The sequence below is a fragment of the Ruegeria sp. YTSB088 genome, from assembly GCF_059609825.1.
The window spans coordinates 1-15,338 of record NZ_JBXWMM010000018.1 but is presented as its reverse complement, the minus strand read 5'-3'; the positions used below and the strand labels follow the sequence as shown (position 1 = coordinate 15,338).

The 15,338-nt window shown below is 57.3% G+C and carries 9 protein-coding genes; 7 read left to right on the top strand and 2 right to left on the bottom strand.

From position 1 onward, the window contains the following. Positions 1-160 precede the first annotated feature (160 nt). The 4 genes from rpoB (at position 161) to AC2FFA_RS20870 (ending at position 10,216) form a co-directional block, all read left to right on the top strand. Positions 161-4,294, top strand: coding sequence for a DNA-directed RNA polymerase subunit beta (gene rpoB, locus AC2FFA_RS20885; protein WP_299901787.1), 4,134 nt, complete (start codon positions 161-163; stop codon positions 4,292-4,294). A gap of 49 nt (positions 4,295-4,343) precedes the next feature. Next, complete coding sequence (rpoC, locus tag AC2FFA_RS20880) at positions 4,344-8,585, top strand: DNA-directed RNA polymerase subunit beta' (protein ID WP_496853107.1); 4,242 nt, start codon at positions 4,344-4,346, stop codon at positions 8,583-8,585. Between the two features lie 188 nt (positions 8,586-8,773). Beyond that, complete coding sequence (locus AC2FFA_RS20875; protein WP_496853106.1) at positions 8,774-9,256, top strand: hypothetical protein; 483 nt, start codon at positions 8,774-8,776, stop codon at positions 9,254-9,256. Between the two features lie 90 nt (positions 9,257-9,346). Further along, positions 9,347-10,216: a DMT family transporter gene (locus AC2FFA_RS20870; protein ID WP_496853105.1), complete on the top strand. Its 870-nt coding sequence runs from the start codon at positions 9,347-9,349 to the stop codon at positions 10,214-10,216. On the opposite strand, the gene AC2FFA_RS20865 is transcribed toward AC2FFA_RS20870, so the two are convergent. Together AC2FFA_RS20865 and AC2FFA_RS20860 are read right to left on the bottom strand one after the other, a co-directional pair. After that, entirely contained in the window at positions 10,201-11,007 is an 807-nt protein-coding gene (locus AC2FFA_RS20865; protein ID WP_496853127.1) for a glycosyltransferase, read from the bottom strand. The genes AC2FFA_RS20870 and AC2FFA_RS20865 overlap by 16 nt on opposite strands. A gap of 4 nt (positions 11,008-11,011) precedes the next feature. After that, on the bottom strand, positions 11,012-11,818 hold the full coding sequence (locus AC2FFA_RS20860; RefSeq protein WP_496853104.1) for a putative rhamnosyl transferase: 807 nt from the start codon (positions 11,816-11,818) through the stop codon (positions 11,012-11,014). Between the two features lie 389 nt (positions 11,819-12,207). Here AC2FFA_RS20860 and rpsL point away from each other — a divergent pair, with 389 nt between their 5' ends. The 3 genes from rpsL to fusA are packed head-to-tail and all read left to right on the top strand — an operon-like array spanning position 12,208 to position 15,201. Beyond that, positions 12,208-12,579: a 30S ribosomal protein S12 gene (gene rpsL / locus AC2FFA_RS20855; RefSeq protein ID WP_005621086.1), complete on the top strand. Its 372-nt coding sequence runs from the start codon at positions 12,208-12,210 to the stop codon at positions 12,577-12,579. Between the two features lie 15 nt (positions 12,580-12,594). Continuing rightward, the gene (rpsG, locus tag AC2FFA_RS20850; protein WP_008756926.1) at positions 12,595-13,065 is read left to right on the top strand and encodes a 30S ribosomal protein S7; all 471 of its coding nucleotides are present in this window, start codon (positions 12,595-12,597) and stop codon (positions 13,063-13,065) included. Positions 13,066-13,083: 18 nt separating this feature from the next. Further along, positions 13,084-15,201, top strand: coding sequence for an elongation factor G (gene fusA / locus AC2FFA_RS20845; RefSeq protein WP_496853103.1), 2,118 nt, complete (start codon positions 13,084-13,086; stop codon positions 15,199-15,201). Positions 15,202-15,338 lie beyond the last annotated feature (137 nt).

Genomic DNA, 15,338 nt, shown 5'->3' with positions numbered 1-15,338 from the left:
CAGAACTTGGGGTGTTTTCTAAGACGCGGTTCGCGGATCGGGAGGCTGCCATTCGGGACGGTGGCCACGAATTGATCCGGACGTGTCCTCTCTAATGTGCAAGGCGCCGGGGCCCGACGGTGTCTTTGCCCGCTGAGAACATCGAAAGGTGACATCTGACATGGCTCAATCGTTCCTTGGCCAGAAACGTCTTCGGAAATACTATGGCAAAATCCGCGAAGTGCTGGAAATGCCGAACCTCATTGAGGTGCAGAAATCTTCTTATGATCTTTTCCTGCGCTCCGGCGATGCAGAGCAGCCCGCAGACGGCGAAGGCATCAAAGGCGTGTTCCAATCGGTTTTCCCGATCAAGGATTTTAACGAAACCTCCGTTCTGGAGTTCGTGAAATACGATCTGGAAAAACCCAAATACGATGTCGAAGAATGCATGCAGCGCGACATGACCTACAGCGCGCCGCTGAAGGTTACCCTGCGCCTGATCGTGTTCGATGTCGATGAGGACACCGGTGCTAAATCGGTGAAAGACATCAAGGAACAGGATGTCTTCATGGGCGATATGCCTTTGATGACGCCGAACGGCACATTTGTCGTGAACGGGACCGAGCGTGTGATCGTATCCCAGATGCACCGTTCGCCCGGTGTGTTCTTTGACCACGACAAGGGCAAGACCCATTCCTCGGGCAAGCTGCTGTTTGCCTGCCGCATCATCCCGTATCGCGGCAGCTGGCTGGACTTTGAGTTCGACGCCAAGGACATCGTGTTCGCCCGGATCGACCGCCGCCGCAAACTGCCTGTGACAACCCTGCTTTATGCGCTGGGCCTGGATCAGGAAGCGATCATGGACGCGTATTACAACACCGTGTCCTACAAGCTGGACAAGAAGAAGGGCTGGGTCACACCGTTCTTCCCCGAGCGCGTGCGCGGCACCCGTCCGACCTATGATCTGATCGACGCCAAGTCCGGTGAAGTGATTGCTGAAGCGGGCAAGAAAGTCACGCCTCGCGCGGTCAAGAAACTGATCGACGAAGGCACCGTTACCGATCTTCTGGTTCCGTTTGATCACATCGTCGGCAAATTTGTCGCCAAAGACATCATCAACGAAGAAAACGGCGCGATCTATGTCGAGGCCGGTGATGAACTGACACTGGAATATGACAAAGACGGTGACCTGATCGGCGGCACTGTGAAAGAGCTGATCGACGCAGGCATCACCGACATCCCGGTTCTGGACATCGACAACGTCAATGTCGGCCCTTACATGCGCAACACCATGGCTCAGGACAAGAACGTGAACCGTGAAAGCGCGCTGATGGACATCTACCGCGTCATGCGCCCAGGCGAGCCGCCCACCGTCGAGGCAGCGTCGGCCCTGTTCGACACGCTGTTCTTCGACAGCGAGCGCTATGATCTGTCGGCTGTTGGCCGCGTGAAGATGAACATGCGTCTGGCACTTGATGCGCCGGATACCCTGCGTACCCTGCGCCGCGAAGACATCGTTGCCTGTATCAAGGCGCTGGTGGAGCTGCGTGACGGCAAAGGTGACATCGACGATATCGACCACCTTGGCAACCGTCGTGTGCGTTCAGTCGGCGAACTGATGGAAAACCAGTACCGTGTTGGTCTGCTGCGCATGGAGCGCGCGATCAAAGAGCGTATGTCGTCGGTCGAGATCGACACCGTCATGCCGCAGGACCTGATCAACGCGAAACCAGCCGCTGCCGCCGTCCGCGAATTCTTCGGCAGCTCGCAGCTGTCGCAGTTCATGGACCAGACCAACCCGTTGTCGGAAGTCACCCACAAACGCCGTCTCTCGGCGCTTGGCCCCGGTGGTCTGACACGTGAGCGCGCGGGCTTTGAGGTGCGCGACGTTCACCCGACCCACTATGGCCGGATGTGCCCGATTGAAACACCGGAAGGCCCGAATATCGGTCTGATCAACTCGCTGGCCACCTTCGCCCGTGTGAACAAATATGGCTTCATCGAAACACCGTACCGTGTCGTCAAAGACGCAGAGGTGACTGATGAGGTCCACTACATGTCCGCGACCGAGGAAATGCGTCACACCGTGGCGCAGGCGAACGCGACGCTGGATGAAAACGGCAAGTTCATCAATGATCTGGTGTCGACCCGTCAGGCCGGTGACTACACCCTCGCCCCGCGCGAGAATGTGGACCTGATCGACGTGTCGCCGAAACAGCTGGTTTCGGTCGCTGCATCGCTGATCCCGTTCCTTGAGAATGACGACGCCAACCGCGCTCTGATGGGCTCGAACATGCAACGTCAGGCGGTTCCGCTGCTGCGGGCCGAGGCGCCGCTGGTCGGCACCGGTATCGAGGAAAAGGTTGCGATCGACTCGGGCGCTGCGATCCAGGCGAAACGCGCCGGTATCATCGACCAGGTCGATGCCCAGCGTATCGTTATCCGCGCTACCGAGGATCTGGAACTTGGCGACGCTGGTGTGGACATCTATCGCCTGCGGAAATTCCAGCGTTCGAACCAGAACACCTGCATCAACCAGCGCCCGCTGGTGAAAGTGGGCGACACCGTCCAGAAAGGCGAGGTGATCGCCGACGGTCCGTCAACCGACATGGGTGAACTGGCTCTGGGTAAGAACGTGATTGTCGCGTTCATGCCGTGGAACGGGTACAACTACGAAGACTCGATCCTGATTTCGGAACGTATCGCGCGTGATGACGTCTTTACCTCGGTCCATATCGAGGAATTCGAAGTCGCCGCCCGTGACACCAAGCTGGGTCCGGAAGAGATCACCCGCGACATCCCGAACGTCGGTGAAGAAGCGCTGCGCAACCTCGACGAGGCCGGCATCGTTTACATCGGTGCGGATGTTGAGCCGGGCGATATTCTGGTCGGCAAGATCACTCCGAAGGGCGAAAGCCCGATGACCCCGGAAGAAAAGCTGCTGCGCGCCATCTTTGGTGAAAAAGCATCAGATGTGCGCGATACTTCGCTGCGCGTGAAGCCGGGCGATTACGGGACTGTCGTGGAAGTCCGCGTCTTCAACCGTCACGGCGTCGAGAAAGACGAGCGTGCGCTGCAGATCGAGCGTGAGGAAGTCGAACGTCTGGCCCGTGACCGGGATGACGAGCTGGCGATCCTTGACCGCAACATCTATGCGCGTCTGCAAGGTCTGATCCTGGGTAAGACCGCTGTCAAAGGCCCGAAAGGCGTCAAGGCAGGATCGGTGATCACCGAGGAACTGCTGGACATGCTGACCCGTGGTCAGTGGTGGCAGCTGGCACTGGAAGACGAGAAGGACGCCCAGATCGTAGAGGCTCTGAATGAGCAATACGAAGTGCTCAAGCGCGCTCTGGATGCCCGTTTCGAAGACAAGGTTGAGAAAGTCCGTCGTGGTGACGATCTGCCGCCGGGTGTGATGAAGATGGTCAAAGTCTTCATCGCCGTGAAGCGTAAGCTGCAGCCGGGCGACAAGATGGCCGGTCGTCACGGGAACAAAGGTGTGATTTCCAAGGTTGTCCCGATGGAAGACATGCCGTTCCTGGCCGATGGTACTCCGGTTGACTTCTGTCTGAACCCGCTGGGCGTGCCTTCGCGTATGAATGTTGGTCAGATCCTTGAAACCCATATGGGTTGGGCCGCGCGCGGTCTGGGTCTGAACATCGACGAAGCTCTGGGTGAATACCGCCGTTCCGGCGACCTGACCCCGGTGCGCGAAGCGATGAAGGTGGCCTATGGCGAAGATGTCTACGAAGAAGGCATCACCGGCATGGACGAGGAAACGCTTGTCGAAGCAGCGGGCAATGTAACCCGTGGTGTTCCGATCGCAACCCCGGTCTTTGACGGTGCCAAAGAGGCTGACGTCAATGACGCGCTGGTGCGTGCCGGCTTCTCGCAGAGCGGTCAGTCGATCCTGTTCGACGGTCGTACCGGTGAGCAATTCGCACGTCCGGTGACCGTGGGTATCAAGTACCTGCTGAAACTGCACCACCTTGTGGACGACAAAATCCACGCGCGTTCGACCGGGCCGTACAGCCTGGTTACCCAGCAGCCGCTGGGTGGTAAGGCGCAGTTCGGTGGTCAGCGCTTTGGTGAGATGGAAGTCTGGGCTCTGGAAGCCTACGGCGCCGCCTACACCCTGCAGGAGATGCTCACCGTGAAATCGGATGACGTCGCCGGCCGGACCAAGGTCTATGAGTCGATCGTCAAGGGCGAGGATAACTTTGAAGCCGGCGTACCGGAATCGTTCAACGTTCTGGTGAAAGAAGTCCGTGGCCTCGGCCTGAATATGGAACTCCTGGATGCGGAGGAAGAGTAGGGGCGGCAACGCCACACACTCATCCCATCCCAATTTGTAAGGACGCAAAATGAACCAGGAAATCACCAACAACCCGTTTAACCCGCTGACGCCCCCGAAGGTCTTTGACGAGATCAAGGTCTCGTTGGCGTCGCCCGAGCGGATCCTGTCTTGGTCCTATGGCGAGATCAAGAAACCCGAAACCATCAACTACCGGACGTTCAAGCCTGAACGTGACGGTCTGTTCTGCGCGCGTATCTTTGGCCCAATCAAAGATTATGAATGTTTGTGCGGCAAATATAAGCGGATGAAGTATCGCGGCGTTGTCTGCGAGAAATGCGGTGTGGAAGTCACCCTGCAGAAAGTCCGCCGCGAGCGTATGGGCCATATCGAACTGGCAGCACCCGTAGCACATATCTGGTTCCTGAAGTCGCTGCCGTCCCGCATCGGTCTGATGCTGGACATGACGCTGCGTGATCTGGAACGCGTTCTGTACTTTGAAAACTACGTCGTCATCGAGCCCGGTCTGACCGACCTGACCTACGGCCAGATGCTGACCGAAGAAGAGTTCATGGACGCTCAGGATGCCTATGGCATGGACGCGTTCACCGCCAATATCGGTGCCGAAGCCATCCGCGAAATGCTGGCCCAGATCGATCTGGAAGCCGAAGCCGAGCAGCTGCGCGCTGATCTGGCCGAAGCAACTGGTGAGCTGAAGCCGAAGAAGATCATCAAGCGTCTGAAGGTTGTTGAATCCTTCCTCGAGTCGGGCAACCGGCCTGAGTGGATGGTGATGACGGTGATCCCGGTCATTCCGCCGGAACTGCGTCCGCTGGTTCCGCTGGATGGTGGTCGTTTCGCGACCTCGGATCTGAACGATCTGTATCGCCGCGTCATCAACCGGAACAACCGTCTGAAGCGTCTGATCGAGCTGCGTGCGCCTGACATCATCGTCCGCAACGAAAAGCGGATGTTGCAGGAATCCGTTGACGCTCTGTTCGACAACGGCCGTCGTGGCCGCGTGATCACCGGCGCCAACAAGCGTCCGCTGAAATCGCTGTCTGACATGCTGAAAGGCAAGCAAGGCCGCTTCCGTCAGAACCTTCTGGGGAAACGCGTCGACTTCTCGGGCCGTTCGGTCATTGTGACCGGCCCGGAACTCAAGCTGCACCAGTGTGGTCTGCCCAAGAAGATGGCGCTCGAGCTGTTCAAGCCGTTCATCTACTCGCGTCTTGAAGCCAAAGGTCTGTCTTCGACCGTCAAACAGGCGAAGAAACTGGTCGAGAAAGAGCGTCCCGAAGTATGGGATATCCTCGATGAGGTGATCCGCGAACACCCTGTCATGCTGAACCGTGCGCCGACGCTGCACCGTCTTGGCATTCAGGCGTTCGAGCCGGTTCTGATCGAAGGTAAAGCCATCCAGCTGCACCCGCTGGTCTGCTCGGCCTTTAACGCTGACTTCGACGGTGACCAGATGGCCGTTCACGTTCCGCTGAGCCTTGAGGCGCAGCTGGAAGCGCGTGTTCTTATGATGTCGACGAACAACGTTCTGTCGCCTGCAAACGGTGCGCCGATCATCGTTCCGTCACAGGATATGATCCTGGGTCTGTACTATGTGACCCTGGAACGCGAAGGCATGCCGGGCGAAGGCAAGGTCTTTGGCTCGATCGACGAAGTCCAGCACGCGCTGGACGCGGGCGAGGTGCACTTGCACTCGAAAATCACCGCTCGGATCAAGCAGATCGACGACGAAGGCAATGAAATTCAGAAGCGTTATGAAACCACTCCGGGTCGTCTGCGTCTGGGTGCTCTGCTGCCAATGAACAACAAGGCACCTTTCGAGCTGGTCAACCGCCTGCTGCGGAAAAAAGAAGTGCAGCAGGTGATCGACACCGTCTACCGCTATTGCGGTCAGAAAGAGTCGGTTATCTTCTGTGACCAGATCATGTCGATGGGCTTCAAAGAAGCGTTCAAGGCGGGCATTTCGTTTGGTAAGGACGACATGGTCATCCCGAACGGCAAGTGGAGCATCGTCGACGAAACGCGCAGTCAGGTGAAAGACTTTGAACAGCAGTACATGGATGGTCTGATCACTCAGGGCGAAAAGTACAACAAAGTGGTCGATGCCTGGTCGAAGTGTAACGACCGCGTGACTGAGGCAATGATGAGCACGATCTCGGACGTTGCAAAGGCCGAAGACGGGTCGGACATGGAGCCGAACTCGGTCTACATGATGGCTCACTCCGGTGCGCGTGGCTCGGTTACTCAGATGAAACAGCTGGGCGGTATGCGCGGCCTGATGGCCAAGCCGAACGGCGACATCATCGAGACGCCAATCATCTCGAACTTTAAAGAAGGTCTGACCGTTCTCGAGTACTTCAACTCGACTCACGGTGCCCGTAAGGGTCTGTCGGATACCGCTCTGAAGACGGCGAACTCGGGTTACCTGACCCGTCGTCTGGTGGATGTCGCTCAGGACTGCATCGTTCGTGAGATCGACTGCGGCACCGAGCGTGCAATCACTGCCGAAGCTGCGGTGAATGACGGTGAGGTTGTCGCCTCGCTTGCCGAACGTGTTCTGGGCCGTGTCTCTGCCGACGACGTTCTGCGTCCGGGTACGGATGAGGTTCTGGTCGCTGCAGGTCAGTTGATCGACGAACGTATGGCCGACATGATCGACGAGGCCGGTGTTGCTTCGATGCGTATCCGGTCGCCTCTGACCTGTGAGTCCGAGGAAGGCGTCTGTGCGACATGCTACGGTCGCGACCTTGCACGCGGTACCATGGTGAACACAGGTGAGGCTGTCGGCATCATCGCAGCCCAGTCCATCGGTGAACCCGGTACGCAGCTGACGATGCGGACCTTCCACATTGGTGGTGTTGCGCAAGGTGGCCAGCAGTCGTTCCAGGAAGCCAGCCAAGACGGTGTCGTTTCGTTCGAGAACCCGCAGATCCTGGCCAATGCCGCAGGCGAAAGCCTGGTCATGGGCCGGAACATGAAGCTGGTGATCAAAGACGAACATGGCGAAGAGCGTGCCAGCCACAAGCTGACCTACGGCTCGAAGCTGTTCGTGAAGGATGGCACCAAGGTAGCCCGTGGTGACAAGCTGTTCGAATGGGATCCCTACACCCTGCCGATCATCGCCGAGAAAGCGGGTACCGCGAAATATGTCGATCTGGTTTCGGGCCTTGCTGTCCGCGACGAGACCGATGAAGCAACCGGTATGACCCAGAAGATCGTGATCGACTGGCGCGCGGCCCCGAAAGGCAGCGAGCTGAAGCCTGAGATCATTCTGGTTGGCGAAGATGGCGAGCCGGTCCGCAACGATGCGGGCAACCCGGTTCACTATCCGATGTCGGTGGACGCGATCCTGTCGATCGAAGATGGTCAGCAGATCGAAGCAGGTGACGTTGTTGCGCGTATCCCGCGTGAAGGTGCCAAGACCAAGGACATCACCGGTGGTCTGCCGCGTGTGGCTGAACTGTTCGAAGCCCGTCGCCCGAAAGATCACGCGATCATCGCCGAGGCGGATGGTTACGTGCGCTTTGGCCGTGACTACAAGAACAAGCGCCGCATCAGTATCGAGCCGGCAGACGAGTCGATGGAAACGATCGAGTATATGGTACCCAAGGGTAAACATATCCCGGTCGCGGAGGGCGATTTCATCCAGAAGGGTGAATACCTGATGGACGGCAACCCGGCTCCGCATGACATCCTGTCTATCATGGGTGTCGAAGCGCTGGCGGATTACATGATCGACGAGGTGCAGGACGTGTATCGTCTGCAGGGCGTGAAGATCAACGACAAGCACATCGAAGTCATCGTGCGTCAGATGCTGCAGAAGTGGGAGATCCTGGATTCAGGCGACACCACCCTGCTGAAAGGCGAGCATGTCGACAAGCAGGAGTTTGATGCGGCCAACGAGAAGACACTCTCGCGTGGTGGCCGTCCGGCTCAGGGCGAACCGATCCTCTTGGGGATCACCAAAGCCTCGCTGCAGACACGTTCGTTCATCTCGGCGGCGTCGTTCCAGGAAACCACCCGCGTGCTGACCGAAGCGTCGGTGCAGGGCAAGAAAGACAAGCTGGTTGGCCTGAAAGAGAACGTCATCGTCGGCCGTCTGATCCCTGCCGGTACTGGTGGTGCAACTCAGGCCGTTCGTCACATCGCGCAGTCGCGTGACAACGTAGTCATCGAAGCACGACGGGAAGAGGCCGAGGCCGCCGCTGCCCTGGCCGCTCCGATCATGGATGATGATATGGTCGGGGATGAACTGGACGTTCTGGTCGAAACACCGGAAAGCCGCGAGTAAGCAGCGCCATTCAGAACTAAAAAGGCCCCGCGAAATCGCGGGGCCTTTTTTTTTCTGGCCGCACCAAAGTACGGAAATGTGAACCGAAGTGTCAGAACACGTCTATTGACCCAATTGCGCCATGCTTGTGGTTCTGCAATCAGTGAATTAGCGCTGTAATGTGTTTTCAGATAGTTTTGAGCTGACCCATGGACATCAAAAACAATTCCTTCGAGGACCGGGTGGCGCGGATCAAACAGCGCTCGGAAGAAAACACAAGCAAGTCACCTTCGCCTGGTACCGAAAGTGTCTGGCAGCGCCTGAGTTATCCCGCTGCGTTTCTGGGGGCTTTTTTGCTGGGTATTCTTGCGGTCTTCCTGTCTCGCTTCATTCAATATCAATCGGTTGGTATTCCGGTGCCCGGTCAGGTTGGTACGCAGGACTTCGTCAGCCTCGGCCTCGCAGGAGGGGCCTGTATTATGGTGATGCTTTTTCTGAAAGGTAAACTACGAGAGTTTGCCGGGGCGCTGACGGTTGGCGCGTTGGTGACGACATTTACTTTTCACAACCTTGTGTGGCAATACCCGGTGTTTTTCGAACGTGCATACGGAGAGGACTGGGTGGAGTTTGTCAAAGACACGACAGAGCCTTCCAGCCTGAACCTGTTTGGGACCATCCTCCCATTCGGTTGATGATCACGCTGTCGCATGGTGCGATATTGACATCCGGCTCAAGTCCTTGGCCAATGCGGGGCGATCAATAGCCCCGGAGCTTGAAACAGCATGACTCCAAACACAAAAGGCGCCTTGCTGATGATGGGTAGCATGGCTGCATTTACCCTGAACGACACGCTGGTGAAGGTTACCTTGCAGGATCTGCCTTTGTTTCAGTTGGTGGCCCTGCGCGGGTTCTTGGCGGTTTTTCTGATCTATGTACTTGCCCGGTCTTTGGGCACGTTGCATCTGAATTTTTCGCGCCATGACAAGTGGCTGGTTGCACTTCGCTGCCTTGCAGAGCTGGCCGCGACTTTCTTTTTCCTGACGTCGCTGAAGAACATGCCCCTTGCCAATGTTACGGCCATTCTTCAGGCATTGCCTCTTACGGTAACCTTGGGTGCGGCTTTGGTTTTTTCCGAACAGGTTGGTTGGCGACGCTCACTGGCTATCGCCGTGGGTTTCTTCGGAATGCTTCTGATCGTAAGACCCGGGCCAGAGGGATTCAGTGTGTATTCCATCTATGCGCTGGTTGCAGTGGCTTCGATTACAGTTCGGGACCTTGTCACGCGACGTATGTCAGCCGACGTGCCATCGATGCTGGTTACGTTGGCCACTTCGGTTTCCATTGCAGGGGCCGCAGCAATAGCCTCGGTTTTCGAAGGATGGGTTCCGGTTTCGGCAACAGCGGGTTCCCTGGTCGCGGCGGCGGCCGTGTTTGTGTTGCTTGGCTATTTGTTCAGCGTCATGGTCATGCGTCAGGGGGATGTCGGATTTATTGCGCCGTTCAGATATTCCGGCCTGATCTGGGCGCTCGGGTTGGGTTGGGTCGTGTTTGACGAATGGCCCGACAATCTGACGATGCTGGGTGCCGCCCTGATCGTGGGTGCCGGGTTGTTTACGTTGTTCCGGGCACGTGCGCGTCAGGGCTTGGCGTGACTCCGTCTGACCATGTCCTGATCAATGGCGAAACGGGTTTGAAACTCGAGCTCCTGCTGCCGGGTAAGAGGTGTAAGCCCGACATCGATCTTTCTGGTTCGTGGTGAGTCATTGAACCGGTTCAATCCCCGTACCCACATCGGAGTATCCGGTCGCGTCACAACGGGCATCGCTCGGTTGATCCTGTTATGGGCAAAATTCATGATCGATTTCTGCTGCCCACCCCGCACGTACATTCCAAGACCGGCTGATATCAACGGGCGGTGTACGCGAGCGGCTTGTATACCATCAGCAGTGGCACGGGCCAGATAACCGCAATTGAAATCAACAGCGACCATAGCGCGCTTTCCAAACAAACCGACGCAGTCCCTGACACAACCTCGGAGCCGTTCGACAAAATCCACGGCCACTGCATCATCGTCGTCGTGACGAAACTGAAGGCAGGGTTGATCGGGATTGTTCCGCGCCGAATTCAGGACATCCTGCATGACTTTCCTGTGTCGCCCCGGAGGTTTCGCGACTATGCGCACCTGCTTAAAACCCCCTGTCAGATCGTTGAGGCGGTCATATGCCAGTTTGGGCAAGCAATCGCCGACCACGATTATCAACTGGAAATCGTCGTCAGACTGTTTTTTGAAACCGGGCAGGGCGACCGTCTCAAACAGGCGAAACCGCTCTTCCAACCTGTCGTGCTGGTACAGAAATCGCCGTCTGTCTTCGACACTCTCGTGCGTTGTCTGAAAACCGCCAATTGCGGGATAGGAAAACCTGCAAAGACCGATAACCTGCATTTTCTCAGCGCGCTGCATATTTGACGTCGGACGCGTCCAGGTCGATCAAGAACCGCGCCCGCAGGTCTTCTGCCTGCTGTGGCGTGAAAGATGATAACTCACTGGTATCTTTGCGCGCGTGGTCCGAGTCGTTGTACGCGTGAAGCATCCTTACCCACATGGGCGTGTCCGGATAGCTGACCACAGGCATGAACCGGGCCAGCCTGTTGTGCAACCGGTCAAAGATTGTCCGCCTGCTGCTGGCCTGAACATACATACCCAGGCCAACACCCAGCAACGACCGATAGACCTGAGCGGCCTGAAACCCTCGAGCCTCGCGCCGGGCGATGAAACCGTGATTGAAATCTATGCCGACAGACTCGCTCTGCTGCATCAGTCCCTCATTCTCATGAACAGCGGCGCGGAGGCATTCTATGAAATCAACGGAAACGGCGTCATCGTCGTCATGTCGAAATTGCACGCAAGGCTGATGCTGATTCGTTCGCGCGGTGTTCAGTACCTCACGCATAATCTGCTTATGATCTCCAGGTTCCTTTTCAATGACACAGATCTGTTTGATCCCGGCGGTCAGATCGCGCAGCCGGTCCGCATAGATCTGAGGGAGGCAAGTCCCCGTTAACACCAACAGCTCAAACGCCTCATCTGTCTGGGTGCGAAAGCTGGGCAGAGTGATGGTCTCAAACAGGTGAAAGCGCTCTTCCAGCCGGTCAGGGGCATACAGAAACTGCCGCTGCTCTTCGATTGTATCCCGATTCAGTCGAAAGCCGCCCGTTGCGGGATAGGAAAATCGGCAAAGGCCAATCACTTGCATCTGTAATCCATCAGCAGGTACTCCACACGACTATGCCCGTGCTACGGTTCAGCCGCAACAGCGACGGTGGCGCGTTATAAGGCAATCCGATACACCCGACACAACGCGAGCGCAGGGGCGTTGGTGTACAGCTGTTGACACTCGGGACGACTCCCCCTATACGCGCGTCATCTCGGTGCCGGGGGCCGCCCCGTAGCCGATTCCAGTAATGAACTGGTCAAGGCCCGGACAATTTTGCAGTTCGCGCCCTCTGAGAAACAACCGCGACGTTCACCTCGGAATGGGAACGCTCGTGGGTTTTGCGCTTGTGGACGCATGAGTGCAGCGAATTTAGCCGCACGCGACGCGCGTGCATGTCATGTGTGTTGCAAAACGGGGAAAGAACCGGAATGCCAACTATTCAACAGCTGATCCGCAAACCGCGGCAGCCTAAAGTAAAACGCTCGAAGTCCATGCACCTGGAGCAGTGCCCGCAGAAGCGCGGCGTCTGCACCCGCGTGTATACCACCACACCGAAGAAACCGAACTCGGCTATGCGTAAGGTTGCCAAAGTGCGCCTGACCAACGGGTTCGAGGTCATCTCGTACATCCCGGGTGAAAGCCACAACCTGCAGGAACACTCGGTTGTTCTGATCCGTGGCGGTCGTGTAAAAGACCTTCCCGGTGTGCGTTATCACATCCTTCGCGGTGTTCTGGATACTCAGGGCGTCAAAGATCGTAAACAACGTCGTTCGAAATACGGCGCGAAGCGTCCCAAGTAAGAAGGAGAGGCTGATATGTCACGTCGTCACGCCGCCGAAAAACGCGAAGTCCTGCCTGACGCCAAATTTGGCGATAAGGTTCTGACAAAATTCATGAACAACCTGATGATCGACGGCAAGAAGTCGGTCGCAGAGCGCATCGTTTACAACGCATTTGACCGCGTTGAAGGCAAGATCAAGCGCGCTCCTGTCGAAGTGTTCCACGAAGCGCTCGACAACATCAAACCGTCGGTCGAGGTTCGCTCGCGCCGGGTTGGTGGTGCAACCTACCAGGTTCCGGTCGAAGTGCGCCCCGAGCGCCGCGAAGCACTGGCCATCCGCTGGCTGATCACCGCAGCGCGCGGCCGCAACGAAAACACCATGGAAGAACGCCTCGCCGGTGAACTGCTGGACGCCGTACAGTCCCGCGGTACCGCCGTTAAGAAGCGCGAAGACACCCACAAGATGGCCGAGGCGAACAAAGCCTTCAGCCACTACCGTTGGTAATTCCAGAGGCTTATCAAAATGGCACGCGAATATACACTCAACCATTACCGTAACTTCGGTATCATGGCGCATATCGATGCAGGGAAAACCACCTGCTCGGAACGCATCCTGTATTACACCGGCAAATCCCACAACATCGGTGAGGTGCACGATGGTGCAGCCACCATGGACTGGATGGAGCAGGAGCAGGAACGCGGCATCACCATTACCTCGGCTGCGACCACCACGTTTTGGGAACGCACCGAAGACGGTGAAACTGCTGACTCGCCTAAGCACCGCCTGAACATCATCGACACTCCCGGCCACGTTGACTTCACCATTGAAGTTGAACGCTCGCTGGCGGTTCTCGACGGTGCCGTTTGCGTTCTGGACGCAAACGCCGGTGTTGAGCCCCAGACCGAAACAGTGTGGCGTCAGGCTGACCGCTACAAGGTTCCGCGTATGGTGTTCGTCAACAAGATGGACAAGATCGGCGCGGACTTCTTCAACTGCGTTGCAATGATCGAAGACCGTACCGGCGCACGTGCTGTTCCGGTTGGTATTCCGATCGGCGCAGAGACCGAGCTGGAAGGCCTGATCGACTTGGTCACCATGGAAGAATGGCTGTGGCAGGGCGAAGACCTGGGCGCAAGCTGGGTCAAAGCACCGATCCGTGACAGCCTGAAAGACATGGCTGACGAATGGCGCGGAAAGATGATCGAAGCGGCCGTCGAAATGGACGACGACGCGATGATGGAATACCTGGAAGGCAATGAGCCCGACGTTCCGACCCTGCGCGCCCTGCTGCGTAAAGGTACTCTGGAAATCGCGTTCGTTCCGGTTCTGGGTGGTTCGGCGTTCAAGAACAAAGGCGTTCAGCCGCTGCTCAACGCTGTGATCGACTATTTGCCCAGCCCGCTGGACGTTGTCGACTACATGGGTTTCAAACCCGGCGACGAGGAAGAAGTTCGTGACATTCCGCGCCGCGCGGATGACGACATGGCGTTCTCGGGCCTGGCGTTCAAAATCATGAACGACCCCTTCGTTGGCTCGCTGACCTTCACTCGGATCTACTCGGGCACCATGAACAAAGGTGACTCGATCCTGAACTCGACCAAAGGTAAGAAAGAGCGCATCGGTCGTATGATGATGATGCACTCGAACAACCGGGAAGAGATCGAAGAAGCGTTTGCAGGCGACATCATCGCGCTGGCGGGTCTGAAAGACACCACCACCGGTGACACCCTGTGTGACGCCAAGGATCCGGTGGTTCTGGAAACCATGACCTTCCCCGATCCGGTGATCGAGATCGCGGTCGAGCCCAAGACCAAGGGCGACCAGGAAAAGATGTCCCAGGGTCTGGCCCGTCTGGCCGCAGAAGACCCGTCCTTCCGTGTGGAAACCGACCTGGAATCAGGTCAGACCATCATGAAGGGCATGGGCGAACTTCACCTGGACATCCTGGTTGACCGTCTGAAGCGCGAGTTCAAGGTCGAGGCCAACATCGGTGCGCCGCAGGTGGCCTATCGTGAAACCATCTCGATGCCGGTCGAGCACACCTACACCCACAAGAAACAGTCGGGTGGTTCGGGTCAGTTCGCCGAGGTCAAGCTTGAGATCACGCCGACCGAGCCGGGCGAAGGCTACTCCTTCGAGTCCCGCATCGTTGGCGGTGCCGTTCCGAAGGAATACATTCCGGGTGTCGAAAAAGGCATCCAGTCGGTTATGGACAGCGGCCCTCTGGCTGGCTTCCCCGTGATCGACTTCAAGGTTGCCCTGCTGGACGGTAAGTTCCACGACGTTGACTCGAGCGTTCTGGCGTTCGAAATCGCGGGTCGCATGTGTATGCGTGAAGGCATGCGCAAAGCCGGCGCGAAATTGCTGGAACCAATCATGAAGGTCGAAGTGATCACCCCGGAAGAATACACCGGTGGTATCATCGGCGACCTGACCTCGCGTCGTGGCCAAGTGTCTGGTCAGGAGCCGCGCGGCAACGCAATCGCGATCGACGCATTCGTTCCGCTGGCGAACATGTTCGGCTACATCAACACCCTGCGTTCGATGTCGTCGGGCCGTGCCCAGTTTACCATGCAGTTCGACCATTACGATCCGGTTCCGCAGAACATCTCGGACGAGATCCAGGCGAAATACGCATAAGCGAAGATTTGAGGGAGCTCGGTTCACGGGCTCTCTTCATTACCGAAAAAGGAGGCCATCATGGCAAAGGAAAAGTTTGAGCGTAATAAGCCGCACGTCAACATCGGCACGATTGGCCACGTTGACCACGGCAAGAC

Bases quoted from the DNA above. Each gene is read 5' to 3' on its own strand.
- rpoB (WP_299901787.1), top strand. From the start codon at position 161: ATGGCTCAATCGTTCCTTGGCCAGAAACGTCTTCGGAAATACTATGGC.
- rpoC (WP_496853107.1), top strand. From the start codon at position 4,344: ATGAACCAGGAAATCACCAACAACCCGTTTAACCCGCTGACGCCCCCG.
- AC2FFA_RS20875 (WP_496853106.1), top strand. From the start codon at position 8,774: ATGGACATCAAAAACAATTCCTTCGAGGACCGGGTGGCGCGGATCAAA.
- AC2FFA_RS20870 (WP_496853105.1), top strand. From the start codon at position 9,347: ATGACTCCAAACACAAAAGGCGCCTTGCTGATGATGGGTAGCATGGCT.
- AC2FFA_RS20865 (WP_496853127.1), bottom strand. From the start codon at position 11,007: ATGCAGGTTATCGGTCTTTGCAGGTTTTCCTATCCCGCAATTGGCGGT.
- AC2FFA_RS20860 (WP_496853104.1), bottom strand. From the start codon at position 11,818: ATGCAAGTGATTGGCCTTTGCCGATTTTCCTATCCCGCAACGGGCGGC.
- rpsL (WP_005621086.1), top strand. From the start codon at position 12,208: ATGCCAACTATTCAACAGCTGATCCGCAAACCGCGGCAGCCTAAAGTA.
- rpsG (WP_008756926.1), top strand. From the start codon at position 12,595: ATGTCACGTCGTCACGCCGCCGAAAAACGCGAAGTCCTGCCTGACGCC.
- fusA (WP_496853103.1), top strand. From the start codon at position 13,084: ATGGCACGCGAATATACACTCAACCATTACCGTAACTTCGGTATCATG.